Origin of the sequence: uncultured Gemella sp. (genome assembly GCF_963525165.1) — a bacterium.
Taxonomy (GTDB): domain Bacteria; phylum Bacillota; class Bacilli; order Staphylococcales; family Gemellaceae; genus Gemella.
In genome coordinates this window covers 18,499-33,218 of the sequence record NZ_CAURJN010000023.1, presented here as the reverse complement: position 1 = coordinate 33,218, position 14,720 = coordinate 18,499, and the positions used below count along the sequence as shown (strand labels likewise).

The following is a 14,720-nucleotide window of genomic DNA, read 5'->3' as shown; positions in this document are numbered from 1 at the left end:
TGGCTGTTACGTTTTCGTCGTTAATTACTGCTTCGGCTGCTGTTACTGCTGCTTCTGCTGCTGCTTTCGCTTCGTTATACGCATCTACTGTAGCTTTTGTTTTTCCTTCTGTTGGAACTACTTCTTTTGCTTTTGTATCTAACTCCGCTTTTGCTGCTGACAACTCTGCTGTATCTGCTTTAGCGACTAATTTTGCTTTGGCTGCTTCTAGTTTAGCTTTTAATGCTTCAATTTTAGCTTGTACTAGGGCTGCTTCTGCTTGCGTTTTGTTTTCTGGATCCGCTAAGATTGCGGCTGCTTCTTTCTTAGCTTCTTCAATGTCTGCAGTAAGGCTTCCAGTTTCTGCTTTATAAGCATCTGCTGTTGCTTTTGTTTTACCTGCTAATTCTGTGTCACCTAATACTGCTAAGTCTGTTCCCGCATTTCCTAACGTTGTTTTTTGAGCTTCTGTTACTTTGTCTACTAACGCTGTTTTCGCTGCTTCTAATGCTGCTTTCTTAGCGTTTACGTTCGCTAATGCTTCTGCTACTGCTTTGGCTGTTACGTTTTCGTCGTTAATTACTGCTTCGGCTGCTGTTACTGCTGCTTCCGCTGCTGTTTTAGCTGCATCATACTTATCTGCTGTTGCTTGTGTTTTCCCTGCAGTAACATTTGTTTCTTGAGTTAATGTTTTTAAATCATTCTTAGCTTTTTCTAATTCAGTTGTATTTCCTTTTTCTTTCAATAATGCAGCTGCTTTTTCTAATTCAGCTTTGATTTTATCAACTTCAATTTGAGCATCAGTAGCTTCCACTTTACCAGCATTTTCTGCTTTATCTAATACGGCTTTAGCCTGAGCTTTTGCAGCTGTTAATGCTGCTTCCAATTCTCTATATTTAGCATTGTACTGTATAATACTATTCGGGGTCTTGTTTGTCTTATCTGCTTCTTTTAGCGCATCTGAATCATTTTGTAGCTTTGTTTTTTGTTCTGTAGTTGCTGCAACTACTAATTCAGCTCTTGCTGCTTTCAACTCAGCTAATTTTTCATTTAATTTACTTGCAGCAGAAGCTACTAAATCTGGATCTGGATTTTCTTGATTTAATATAGTTTGCGCCGCTTCTTGAGCTTTTATTGCTTCTTCTTTTGCAGAATCATAAGGCGTTATAGAGTTTGGTGTCTTACCGATTCTTGGATCTGGAGTTTCATTTATTAAGTTTAATAACTTATTATTTGAAGTAACTAATTTTGACTTATCTGTTCGTAATGCTTGTTGATCCGTTAACACAGCTGTTACAATATTTTTATAATCTTGAGTTTTCTTTAAATCCCCAGCCAATAAATTCTTAACATTTTCCAATTGTGTTTTATAGGCATTGATAGTTGCTTCAGTTTTTCCTTTAGTGTCTCTCTCTTCTGTTTCTTTTAACTTATCGTAAACTCTTTGTAAAAGTGTTTTAGCAACCCTACTTGTATCTTGATCAATAGTAAATCCTAATCCTGAAATAGGTAATGCATATTGCTTCCATGGAACTTGATATCCCATTCCTAAATTTGCATTATCCCCCGGGCTTATACGAACTGTATACTCCGTAACATTAGGTGCCAATACTATTCCTTTACTTGTAAATGTTCCTGTACTAGTACTTAATCTTCTTTTATTAGAATCTTGTGCCAATTTTTCATTTAACGCTTCTCTAGTAGGTAGTGGTTCCCTATTCGTATTGAAATATTGATTCCCTCCAATTCTAGGTGCAACTACTTTTTTTGTTGCATCTTCTTTATTCTCATCAGACTTAAATGTTTGATCGTATATTTTACTAGTTGTACCTGACTCATCTTTTGCGAATACTTCTACTCTATATTTAGCCTTACGACCATCAATATCTCCTGTAAATCCGGTTTTAAAAGAAACAATAACATCAGATCCAGTAGACTTAGAATAAGCTTTAAATGTTTTTTCAATCCCTTTAAATTTAGCAAGTCCTATTCCTTTATTAGCATAGTGGTTTTCAGGTCTATATACACTACCATCATCTACAGCTTCATCTTTAGTAGCTTTTGTTCTAACCTCTGCTAAAAATAAGGCATAGTCTTGAGAACGATCAAAAGTACTCTCGTTTAACCATGTTTGATACGGTCCATAATCAACTAATACTGTGTTTACAGTTTCAATAGGAAATACTCCTTTGTCTGTTTTTCTTGCAATAGCAAAAACTCCACCATTAGAGGCTTTCCATCCACCGAACTCATTAATATCTTTAAGTTCTCCATGAGCCATATTTTGTAGTGCACCAACTTCATTAATAGAAGCTATTTTCGTTTCATTAGTAATTTTAGTTGGTAAGTTTATTAGACTATCTGCAACCTCTTTAAGATTTGCACTATCTCCTGGCAATGTATACGTTTGATTCGCAGCAGTATCTGTATCCGTTGTAGCCGCATCTGTACGGAACGGATTGTTTGTATCCAATGCTTTTCCGTTACGTTCATCTCTAGAACCTGAGTTTGCAATCGAGTTAGAGTCTGATGCTTTTTCAGTATTCGTTGCTTTTTTACCTACAGTAGGTTTTCCGTTTGTCGTATCTACTGCTGGTGCTTCTTTTTTATCTTCTGGTTTTGTTTGTAATTTTGTTGTTGCTGTAACTAATTTAGCTTGTGCTTGTGTTAATTCAGCTTGTGTTTTTGCATTATTTAAAACTATTCTTGCTTCTTCTAAAGCTACTTTTAATTTGTTCACACTATCTTCTGTTTTAGAAGCATATTTCCCGTTAGTAAATTTTCCATCAATTTCTTCAATTAATTTTGTTAAGGCTGTTTTATTTAGAGTTTCTTTTTCTGAATTCTCTAGTTTTGAAGCTACTGCAGCTGCTACACTTTCTTTAGTGTTTTCTACTACTGCTTTGGCTTGTGCTTTTGGCGCAACTTCTAGTTTATTATCTGTTCCTAATGATTCATCTGTTGTTGTGTTGTTTGAAACAGATTCACTAGCTTGAGCAACTGCTCCAGCACCAAAAAAGATACTTGCACCTATTACTACAGACGCAGCACCTACTTTAAATTTCTTTATTGAGTATGACTCTACTTTTGTACCCTCTTTTGTATTTTTCAAATAATAATTATTTTTTCCTATCACTTTTATTCTCCTTTTTTAAAAATATTAATCTAGTTTGAAGTTAAAAATAAGTACCTTTTATATTAAACTATTAAATCACCATATTTATTACTATCGACCGCGCCGATAATAATAATAATAATATATTATCATTTCCATTATTTATTAGTTTTAAAAATATAATGGAATTATAATATATCATTATAATCATATAGCATTATACATTATATTATTATACCAAACTATCAGTTTATAGTCTAATTATTTTAATAAAATATAGTATGAAATATTTTTAACAAGAGATTTTAAATATCTCTTGAAATCCTCACAAATAAGTAGTATATATTACTAAATTAAAATATAATTAAAATTGTTTTAATTTTTTATTATATTTTTCTTTAACTACATACAAAATCCAATTTTAATCTTTAATTCCCTTAAACAATCAATATATTAGACTTTTACTCATAGAACTTCTTATTATATATTAGTTGTTATTTAAAATTATTCCTATTCTGTAGATTGACATATAAAATCTTACACAATACATACTATATACCCATATTTAAATATAAGTAGTTTTAAATTTATTATTATCAAACAAATAATATTATTAATTTTATTTTCTTATCATTTTATAAACCGCTTTCTTAAGAAATATTAAAATACTTTATTAAAATATTCACATTCTAAATTTTTAAATAATAATTTTATATTGAATTTTAGTTAGATATATTTTATACTAAATACTGTAGATAACAAAAGGAGCTATATATATTATGAAAAACAAAAAACTTGTTATGACTATTTCATCAGTTCTTGCTACTGTTGTTCTTGCAACTGGGTGTGCACAAAAAACTGAAGAAAAAAAAGAAGAAAATAAAAGTGGAGATAACAAAATAACTCTTACTTATGATCAACTTAGATCAAGAGAAAATACAATGGGATCTCTATGGTATCAAAATGCTGCTGAAGTAGATGCATTATACCAACAAGGTTATAACGTTGCTACTAATAAATTAAAAGAATTATTAAAACAACCTACTAGCAAACCATACTCTATCGTCCTTGATATTGATGAAACAGTATTAAGTAACATTCCATTCCAAGTAAAAATGGTTAAAGATGGAACTGCGTTTAATCCAAAATTATGGGACGAATGGGTTCAAAAAGCTGAAGCTACACCAGTAGCTGGGGCAAAAGAATTCTTACAATTTGCTGATAAAAACAAAGTTCAAATTTACTACATCTCAGATAGAACAGATGCTCAAGTAGATGCTACTATTAAAAACCTTGAAGCACAAGGATTACCTGTTCAAGGAAGAGATCACCTAATGTTCAAAAAAGAAGGTGATAAGTCTAAAGAAGGACGTCGTCAAGAAGTTTTAAAACATACTAATCTTGTTATGTTATTTGGGGATAACTTAGTTGACTTCGCTGAATTCTCTACTAAATCAGAATCTGATAGAGATAAAATGTTCGAACAATTAAAAGCTGAATTCGGTGATAAATTCATCATCTTCCCTAACCCTATGTACGGATCATGGGAATCTGCAGTATACCAAGGTGAGAAAAAAGATGCTAAAGGGCAATCAGACGCTCGTATGAACGCCTTAAAAGGATACTAATCTAAAAATAAAACTAGAATGATATAATTAAAAATATAAGTGTCTTAATGTAATTATAAAAAAATAATTTTTAAGGCACTTATATTTTTTATATATTTAGGAATTATTTTCTTGATTGATAATTACTATCGGAGTATAATAGTGAATAGAAAGCTTTTTCAAGGCTTCAATCATTATTTAAAATAGGAGTTCAAAATGAAAAAAAATAATATGAAATTTGTACTTATTCCTGCTTTTGCAGCTGCTGCATTATTTCCAGTATTAGCTGATGGTAATCAAGCTAAAGCTAATGACGATAAGACTGTAGCACCTTCAACTGTTAATAATACTGTTGGCACTAGCGAAAAACCAGCTAGTGTTCCTACTACTAACAATGTTGCAGAAACAACAACTACTACTCCAGTTAGTCCAGCAAGTAGTGTAAAATCTGCTACTCCAGTAAGCAATGTAAATACTACACCTGTACATAACAATGGATTAACTAACAGCGAAAGCATTGTAGACAGCGAAACTGTTAAACCAACAGTTCCATTGACTATAGCTGAATATAAACAAAAGAGCGCTTTAGAACTTGCTCAATTAATTCGTGAAAAAAAAGTTACTAGTACAGAACTTGTTGACTTAGCTTATAAAGTTATTGCAGAAGAAAACCCTAAATTAAATGCTGTATTGACTACTGAAAATGGTAAAATACCTCACGCTATTGTTGAAGAAGCATATAAAACTGCCAAAGAAATTGACGATAGAATTAAAGCTGGAAACCTTGCAGCTAAACCTATAGACTGGAAAGAACAACCATTCTTAGGAGTTCCAACTTTAATTAAAGGTCTTGATGAATTAAAAAATGGTGATTATACTAAAGGGGTATATCTAAATAAAGGGAAAATTGCAGACAAGAATGGTCCTGTAGCTACAGAATTTGCTAAATTAGGTTTTGTTATCCTTGGACAAACTAACACTCCTGAGCTTGGTACTAGAAATATTACAGATTCAAAATTATTTGGTCCTGCAAGTAATCCATGGGATCCTAGTCGTAATACTGGGGGATCTTCAGGAGGAAGCGCCGGAGCTGTAGCTAGTGGTATGGTTCCTATAGCTAGTGGTAGTGATGCTGGGGGATCTATTCGTATTCCTTCTTCATGGACTGGTCTAATCGGTTTAAAACCAACTGGACATGTGGTTAAATTCCCACTAGTTAAAACTATCGAGGATGCTAAAGCATTCTTTGATAAAACTGAATTAAATAATAAGCCAAAAACATTAATAGAGCCACCAAAAGATTTGAAAAAATTAAAAATAGCCTACACTCTTAAAACTCCACTTAAAGATCTTGAGCTTAGTGAAGTTGGTAAAAAAGCTATTTTAGAAACAGTAGATTTTCTAAGAAAAGAAGGATTTACTGTTGAAGAAGTTAAAGACTTCCCTATTGATGGTTATGAAGGAATTAAAACTTATACTGTAGGGGCCATTGGTGAAGAAGGTTATGTTGCCGCTGTTAAGGGTGTAACAGAAGAAAATAAACGTCAATTAGATCCTGCAACTTATGCATTAGGAACATCTTCTTATATGGGACCAAATGCTAACACTGATATTTCTTCTGTAAAACCATTATCTACATTCATTGATCAAATGAATGAGTTTTATAAAAAATATGATTTATTCTTAGTACCGACTAACAATGTTACTGCTCCTTCTAATGATAAAAAAGTTGATCCATATGTAGATCCAGCTGTTGAAGAGCAACTATATAATATTAATAAAATTAAAGATCCAAAAGAAAGATTTGATTTATTAATTAAACAATGGTTACCGATGACAAGACGTTCTCCATATACTTGGGTATTTAATTTATCTGGAAATCCAGCAATCTCTCTACCTACATATCTAAGTGATAAAAACTTACCATTTGGAGTTATGTTTGCAGCTAAAAATAACTCTGAAAAAATTCTTTTAGAAATAGGTCAATACTTCCAAGACAGACATCAATTCAAAATGAATCCTGCTATTAGAAGTACAAATATTTCAGAAAATAAACCTATACTAAATCTTAATAACAATACAGTAACTGTTACTTTAAAATCAAAAGACAATAATGTGAGTGTTGATTTAAATTCTAAAGATGCTGAAAATCTAACATTATCAGCAAAAGATGTTACTAAAGATACAAACTTAGAAAAATTAAAAGATAAAGTTGTTGCTGATAACAATAACAATATTAACAACAAAGACCAAATTACATCTATTAGAGTTCTTGACTTAGAATTACAAAAAAATAATGAAAAGGTTGAACTTAAATCACCTAGAACAGTAAAAATTGCTTTACTTCAAAATGAACAAAACAAAGATATCTTTGTTTACCACATTAAACAGGATAATTCTATTGAATTTGTTCCTTCTAAAGTAACTAAAGATAGCCTACAATTTACTGTTAATCACTTCAGCAAATTCGCTATTGTTGCAAAAATCAAAACAGCTTTATCACCAAGTGAAAATGATAGAAATACTGCGACACTTCAAGAAAAATCAAAATTATCAACTGAAACTCCTAAAACTCTTCCAAACACTGGTGAAAGTACAAACAACTTCCTATCTGCAATTGGACTTTCATTCCTTGCTTTAATAGGATTATTAAAACGCAAAAATAATAATTAAAAATAAGTTTATATGTGACTACGGTTAATTTAAATAATTGACCGTAGTTATTTTTCTTTGATAAATTTTCTCATCTATTCCTTAATTTAATTTTTGACAATAGAAGATAAAGATATTTTTCATTTCATATAACTATTTTCTTGATTGATAACTAGTATCAGAGTATAATTGTATGTAGAAAGCTTTTCCAAGACTTTAATCATTATTTAAAATTAGGAGATAAAAATGAAAAAACATAAGATTAAATATGTACTTATACCAGCCTTTGCTGCTGCAACATTATTTCCAGTATTAGCGAATGACAATCAAGCTAAAGCTGGTGAAGATAAAACTACCACAGCTTCAAATGTGAGTAATACAGTTGGTACTAACGAAAAAACTACTGCTGTAAATAATTCTACAAATAATACTGTTGTTTCAACACCATCTAGCCCTGCTACTCCAGTTCACAATGTAGCATCGACTTCAAGCAACAATGAATCCCCTAACAGCGCTAGTGTTGAAAGTAAGGAAGTTGCAAAACCAACAATTCCATTTACGATTGCTGAATATAAACAAAAAAGTGCGTTAGAACTTGCAAAACTTATTCGTGAGAAAAAAGTTACAAGTACAGAGCTTGTTGACTTAGCTTACAAAGTTATTGCAGAAGAAAATCCTAAGTTAAATGCTGTACTTACTACAGAAAATGGTAAAATTCCTCAAGCTATTATTGAGGAAGCATATAAAACTGCTAAAGACATAGATGATAGAATAAAAGCAGGTAATCTTGCAGCTAATCCAGTAAATTGGGAAGAACAACCATTTTTAGGAGTTCCAACTTTAATTAAAGGATTAGACCCTTTAAAAAATGGAGATTCTTCTAACGGAGTTTATTTTAATAAAGGAAAAATATCTTCTATTAGCGGAGCTGTAGCAAAAGAATTTGCAAAACTAGGTTTTGTGATACTTGGTCAAACTAATTATCCAGAACTAGGAACTAGAAATATTACAGATTCTAAATTACTTGGACCTGCTGGTAACCCTTGGGACCCTAGTCGTAATACTGGAGGATCTTCAGGAGGAAGTGCTGGAGCTGTAGCTAGTGGTATGGTATCAATTGCAAGTGGTAGTGATGCTGGTGGCTCAATTCGTATTCCTGCATCATGGACTGGATTAATAGGTTTAAAACCAACTGGTCATGTAGTAAAATTCCCTCTAGTAAAAACTATTGAAGATGCTAAAACTTATTTTGATAAGACACTAATTAATAAACCTAAAACATTAGAAGAAGTTCCAACTGATTTGAAAAAATTAAAAATTGCTTATTCACTTAAGACACCTTTAAAAGATGTTGAATTAAGTGAAGATGGTAAAAAAGCTGTTCTAAAAGCTGTAGATTTCCTTAAAAAACAAGGTTTCACAGTTGAAGAAGTAAATGAATTCCCTATTGATGGCTATGAGGGAATTAGAACTTACACTATCGGAGCTATTGGTGGTGGATATACTGCCCCTGCAAAAGCTGCAACAGAAGAAAACAAACGTGATTTAGATCCTGCTACCTATGCATTAGGAACATCATCTTATAAAGGAAAAACTGCAAACACTGATGTGTCTTCTGCTAAAGCACCAACAATATATGCTAATCAAATGAATGAATTTTATAAAAAATACGATTTATTCTTAATGGCTACTAATGCGGTAACAGCACCATCAAATGATAAAAAAGTAGATCCTTATGTTGATACAAAAGTTGAAGAACAACTTTATAATATTAATAAAATCAAAGATCCAAAAGAAAGATTCAATCTACTTGTTAAACAATGGGAACCTATGATGAGAAGAACACCATTCACTTGGTTATTCAACTTAACAGGAAACCCTGCAATATCATTACCAGTTTATAAGAGTGCAAACAACCTTCCTCTTGGTGTTATGTTCGCAGCTCAAAACAACTCTGAGAAAATACTTCTTGAAATAGGACAATTATTCCAAGATAATAATCAATTTGTGATGCATCCAAGTGTGAGAAACACAGTTGTTTCAGAAAATGGAAATAAAGTTAGAGAAAATGAATATGGTACAAAATATGAATATTCAGTTCCTTCTGAAGCACCTATTTCTGAAGAACTTAAACCTTTCACTGGTAAAATCGACGGTCTTTCTGAAAGTGGTAATAAAGTAGTTGTCGATAAAGACGGGAATATTTCTGAAGTAAACAAACCAGCTGTTGCTCCTGACGTTACAGAACTACCAGAATTAAATATCAATAATAATACAGTTACTGTAACTATTAAATCAAAAGATAACAACATTAGTGTAGATTTAAATCAAGCAGATGCCAAAGATTTAACTTTTGAAGCAAAAGATATTACAAAAGATGTAAATCTTGAAGATTTAAAAGATAAAATTATTGCTGACGCCAACAACACTATTAAAGACAAAAAAGACATTACTTCAATAAGAGTTGTAGATTTAGAATTACAAAAAAATAATGAGACTGTAAAACTTGATGTTCCAAGAACAGTAAAAGTTGCATTACTTCAAAACGAACAGAACAAAGATATTCTTGTTTATCATATAAAAGAAGATAGTTCAATTGAGGTTGTACCATCAAATGTAACCAACGGAAGTTTACAATTTACAGTTAACCACTTTAGTAAATTTGCTATTGTTGCTAAAATTAAAACAGCATTTGCTTCAAGCGAAAAAGATATAAACTCGTCAGCTGTTCAAGAAGAGAAAAAATTCACAGTAATAGATACTAGAGGAACTAACTCTACTCCTACTAACGCACCAAAAACTCTTCCAAAAACTGGTGAAACTACAGGTAAAGCTCTAACTGCAATTGGACTATCACTTCTTGCTTTAATCGGATTATTAAAACGCAGAAAAAATAATTAATTGAAATATATAACCTCGGAAATAAATTTCTATTATGAAACCTAAATTCCGAGGTTTTTTGTTGCTTTATAAATTTCAAAACATAATATGAAACAATCTCAGTATATAATAAAAAAATGTAGTCCATAATAAATATGAACTACATTTTTTCTTATAATTGTTCAGCTACCTTCAGACGAGCACAAGCTTTAGCTAAAGCTAGTTCAGCACGTCTTACATCAAGACCTTCTTCTTTTTTAGCAAGACGATCTTCTGCACGTTGTAACGCTCTTTTAGCACGTTCAACATCGATATCTTTACCTAATTCTGCTGTTTGAACTATAATAGTTACTTCGCCTTTATGTGTTTCCACAAATCCTTCACTTACAGCTAGATACTCTTCTCGTCCATCAGGAAAATTCACTTTAAGAGGACCAATCTTTAATGACGCTACCATAGGAACATGGTTAGCCATTACACCAAGTTGTCCACTTGTAGTTCCCAATACAACCATAGAAGCTTCTTTTGCGCTATAAGCTTCTCCATTAGGAGTAACAATGCTTACACTTAAAGTATTCATTTATTTACCTCCTATTTGTATTATACTTCTACTCCTAGTTTACGAGCTTTTTCTAATACGTCTTCAATTCCACCAACTAGACGGAATGCATCTTCAGGAATGTGGTCGTATTTACCATCTAAAATTCCTTTGAATGCTTGTACTGATTCAGATACTGGTACGTATGAACCAGGTTGACCTGTGAATTGTTCAGCTACGTGGAAGTTTTGAGATAAGAAGAATTGAACACGACGTGCTCTATCAACTGTTTTCTTATCTTCATCACTTAATTCATCCATACCTAAGATGGCGATAATATCTTGTAATTCACGATATTTTTGAAGAGTTCTTTGAATTCTTGTCGCAACTTGATAGTGTTCTTCTCCTACAATTTCAGGAGCTAGTGCTCTTGATGTAGAAGCAAGTGGGTCAACTGCTGGGTAGATACCCATCTCTGTTAACGCACGCTCAAGGTTTGTTGTTGCATCTAAGTGAGCGAATGTAGTCGCTGGAGCCGGGTCAGTATAGTCATCGGCTGGTACGTAAATCGCTTGGATAGATGTAACAGAACCTTTTTTAGTAGATGTGATACGTTCTTGTAAACGTCCCATCTCTGTAGCAAGTGTTGGTTGGTAACCAACGGCTGATGGCATACGTCCTAATAACGCAGAAACCTCAGAACCTGCTTGTGTGAAACGGAAGATGTTATCGATGAATAGAAGCACGTCTTGTCCTTCTTCATCACGGAAGTATTCCGCCATTGTTAATCCTGTTAATGCTACACGCATACGAGCACCTGGTGGTTCGTTCATTTGTCCGAATACCATGGCTGTTTTGTTAATAACACCAGAATCTTTCATTTCATAGTATAAGTCATTTCCTTCACGAGTACGTTCACCTACACCTGTGAATACTGATAATCCACCGTGTTGTTGCGCAACGTTGTTGATAAGTTCTTGGATAAGAACCGTTTTACCAACTCCCGCACCACCGAAAAGACCGATTTTACCACCTTTAATATATGGTGCAAGTAAGTCGATAACTTTAATACCTGTTTCAAGAACCTCAACGTGAGTTGATAATTCTTCGAATGTTGGAGCTTCTTTGTGAATTGAATCTTTACGAACTTCTGCTCCTGCTTCTTCACCGTGGTCAACTGCTTCACCTAGTACGTTGAATACACGACCTAATGTATAGTTACCTACAGGAACCGCAATTGGTGCTCCTGTATCTACTACTTCCGCTCCCCTATTTAATCCATCAGTAGATGACATAGCGATTGTTCTTACTACGTTATCACCAATTTCTAGAGAAACTTCAAGAACTAATTTTTCTTTTTTCCCATCGCCTTTTTCTATATAAACTTCTAAAGCGTTTAATAGATTTGGCATATGCCCTGATTCGAATTTAACATCTACTACAGGTCCCATAACTTGGAGAATATAACCTTTATTCATATGTTGTATGCTAACTTAATAGCTTCTCCTTTCTCATTACTATTTTGTTGCTGCTGCTCCACTTACAATCTCTGTAATTTCTTGTGTAATTGCAGCTTGTCTTGCACGATTATATTTAATCGTAAGTGTATCAATAATATTTCCTGCATTATCAGTTGAATTTTTCATTGCTGTTTTTCTTGCAGAATGCTCACTAGCTTTACTATCTAATATACTTCCATAAATCATACTTTCTGCATATTGAGGTAGTATTACATCTAGCACAGCTGTCTCACCAGGCTCAAATTCGTAAGCTCCTGTAGGTTGTTGTTCTTCAGAATTTGCGAATTTATCTGTATTGTCAATAGGAAGAACTTTACTTTCAGTTACAACCTGTTGAATCATACTAACAAAGTGATTATAATGTAAATAAATTTCATCATATTCTTTATCAATAAAGTATCCTACTACTTTATTAGTAATTTGTTTAACCTGAGTGAAACTTGGCTCATCTGGTATATCTCTATAACTATCAACTACATTATAGCCATTTTTTCTAAAGAATTCTGCCCCATAGTTACCTATAGCAACAATACCATACTCGCTATTAGCATGTCTTTCATTAACAGTATTAACAAAGTTTCTAATAACGTTTGAGTTGAATCCTCCACATAAACCACTATCACTAGTAATTACCACATAAAGAGTTTTCTTAGTTTCTCTTTTTTCTAACATCGGGTGTTTAATACTAGAACTTTTACCAAAAATTGTTCCCATTACTTCTTGCATTTTTTGCATATATGGATTAAATTTTTGTGTATTTGATTGTGCTTTTAAAAGCTTAGAAGTTGAAACCATCTCCATCGCTTTTGTAATATGACTAGTTTTCTTAGTAGAATTGATTTTGTTTTTTATATCTCTTAGTGACGCCAATTAGTTCACCACCTTTACTCTACTACTTATCATCTTAAGCAAAAGTTTTTTTGAATGCAGCGATTACTTCATCCATAACTTCTGTTGCTGGTAAGTCTTTTGTTTCAATAATGTGCTTAACTGCTTCATTTTCATGAGCATCTAAGTATGAATATAATTCTTGTTCAAATCTGTGAATATCTTTAACTTCTACATCATCTAAGAATCCGTGAGTTAAAGCATAAAGAATCATAACTTGTTTTTCTACTGGAATTGGTTTGTGTAAGTCTTGTTTTAAAACTTCAACTGTACGTTTACCACGTTCTAGTTTTTCACGAGTCGCTGGATCTAGGTCAGAACCAAATTGAGCAAAGCTTTCTAACTCACGGTAAGATGCTAAGTCAAGACGTAAAGTACCTGATACTTTTTTCATCGCTTTAATTTGTGCAGATCCCCCTACCCTAGATACTGAAAGTCCGGCGTTAATCGCTGGTCTAATACCTGAGAAGAATAAATCTGATTGTAAGAAGATTTGTCCATCTGTAATTGAAATTACGTTTGTTGGAATATATGCAGAGATATCACCTGCTTGAGTTTCTACGAATGGTAGTGCCGTGATACTTCCTCCACCGAAATCTTCATTTACACGAGCAGCACGCTCTAGAAGACGAGAGTGTAAGTAGAATACGTCCCCTGGGTATGCTTCACGACCTGGTGGTCGTTTTAATAGTAATGATAACTCACGGTAAGCTGCTGCTTGTTTAGATAAGTCATCATATACGATTACTACATCTTTACCATTAAACATGAATTCTTCTGCCATTGCAACCCCTGCATAAGGTGCGATGTAAAGAAGTGGTGCTGGTTGAGATGCTGATGCTGTTACTACGATAGTGTAGTCTAAAGCACCGTGTTCTTTAAGAGTTTCTACAACACTACGTACTGTAGATTCTTTTTGTCCTATTGCTACATAGATACAAATTACATCTTGTCCTTTTTGAGCTAAGATTGAGTCGATAGCAACTGCAGTTTTACCTGTTTGTCTGTCTCCGATAATAAGCTCACGTTGTCCACGACCGATAGGTACTAATGCGTCAATCGCTTTAATACCAGTTTGGAACGGAACTGATACTGATTTACGTCCCATAACCCCTACTGCTGGAGATTCGATTGGACGACGTTTTGTAGTGTTAACTGGTCCACGACCATCAACTGGTTGTCCTAATGGATCAACTACACGTCCAATTAATTCTTCACCTACAGGAACGTCCATAACACGTCCAGTACGACGAACTTCGTCTCCTTCTTTAATATCAGTAGTTGGACCTAAAATTACGATACCAACGTTTGTGTCTTCAAGGTTTTGAGCAAGCCCCATAACCCCAGTTTTAGTGAACTCAACTAGCTCACCACTCATTATTTCATTAAGACCGTATACACGAGCAATACCGTCCCCTACTTCTATAACTGTACCGACATCTGTTGACTTAACTTCAAACTGATAATTTTCTATTTGTGATTTTAGTAATGAACTAATTTCTTCAGCTTTAATAGCCATTTATGTCCCTCCTTGTTTCAAC

8 protein-coding genes are annotated in these 14,720 nt (G+C 33.2%); 3 read left to right on the top strand and 5 right to left on the bottom strand.

Translation table 11 applies throughout. The features are described from left to right. Nucleotides 1-3,115, bottom strand: a 3,115-nt coding sequence (locus RWQ74_RS05905; protein WP_314397345.1) for a YSIRK-type signal peptide-containing protein, incomplete at its 3' end; no start/stop codon positions are given. A 758-nt stretch (nt 3,116-3,873) separates the two neighbouring features. Between RWQ74_RS05905 and RWQ74_RS05900 the strand changes: the two genes are divergently transcribed. The 3 genes from RWQ74_RS05900 (at nt 3,874) to RWQ74_RS05890 (ending at nt 10,254) form a co-directional block, all read left to right on the top strand. Next, the gene (locus RWQ74_RS05900) at nt 3,874-4,722 is read left to right on the top strand and encodes a 5'-nucleotidase, lipoprotein e(P4) family (RefSeq protein WP_314397344.1); all 849 of its coding nucleotides are present in this window, start codon (nt 3,874-3,876) and stop codon (nt 4,720-4,722) included. Nucleotides 4,723-4,917: 195 nt separating this feature from the next. Further along, nucleotides 4,918-7,374 carry an amidase family protein gene (locus tag RWQ74_RS05895; RefSeq protein WP_314397343.1) on the top strand — a complete coding sequence of 819 codons (2,457 nt, stop codon included), beginning with the start codon at nt 4,918-4,920 and terminating at the stop codon, nt 7,372-7,374. A 225-nt stretch (nt 7,375-7,599) separates the two neighbouring features. Then, the gene (locus tag RWQ74_RS05890; protein WP_314397342.1) at nt 7,600-10,254 is read left to right on the top strand and encodes an amidase family protein; all 2,655 of its coding nucleotides are present in this window, start codon (nt 7,600-7,602) and stop codon (nt 10,252-10,254) included. A gap of 151 nt (nt 10,255-10,405) precedes the next feature. Here RWQ74_RS05890 and RWQ74_RS05885 read toward each other — a convergent pair whose 3' ends face one another. The 4 genes from RWQ74_RS05885 to atpA are packed head-to-tail and all read right to left on the bottom strand — an operon-like array spanning nt 10,406 to nt 14,698. Further along, complete coding sequence (locus tag RWQ74_RS05885) at nt 10,406-10,813, bottom strand: F0F1 ATP synthase subunit epsilon (RefSeq protein WP_314160143.1); 408 nt, start codon at nt 10,811-10,813, stop codon at nt 10,406-10,408. 20 nt (nt 10,814-10,833) lie between these two features. Next, nucleotides 10,834-12,249 (bottom strand): F0F1 ATP synthase subunit beta, encoded by a 1,416-nt coding sequence (gene atpD, locus RWQ74_RS05880; protein ID WP_314160144.1) that lies wholly within the window; start codon nt 12,247-12,249, stop codon nt 10,834-10,836. Nucleotides 12,250-12,288: 39 nt separating this feature from the next. Then, nucleotides 12,289-13,161 carry an ATP synthase F1 subunit gamma gene (gene atpG / locus RWQ74_RS05875; protein WP_314397341.1) on the bottom strand — a complete coding sequence of 291 codons (873 nt, stop codon included), beginning with the start codon at nt 13,159-13,161 and terminating at the stop codon, nt 12,289-12,291. Nucleotides 13,162-13,195: 34 nt separating this feature from the next. Next, nucleotides 13,196-14,698 carry a F0F1 ATP synthase subunit alpha gene (gene atpA / locus RWQ74_RS05870; RefSeq protein WP_314397340.1) on the bottom strand — a complete coding sequence of 501 codons (1,503 nt, stop codon included), beginning with the start codon at nt 14,696-14,698 and terminating at the stop codon, nt 13,196-13,198. Between the last annotated feature and the right edge of the window lie 22 nt (nt 14,699-14,720).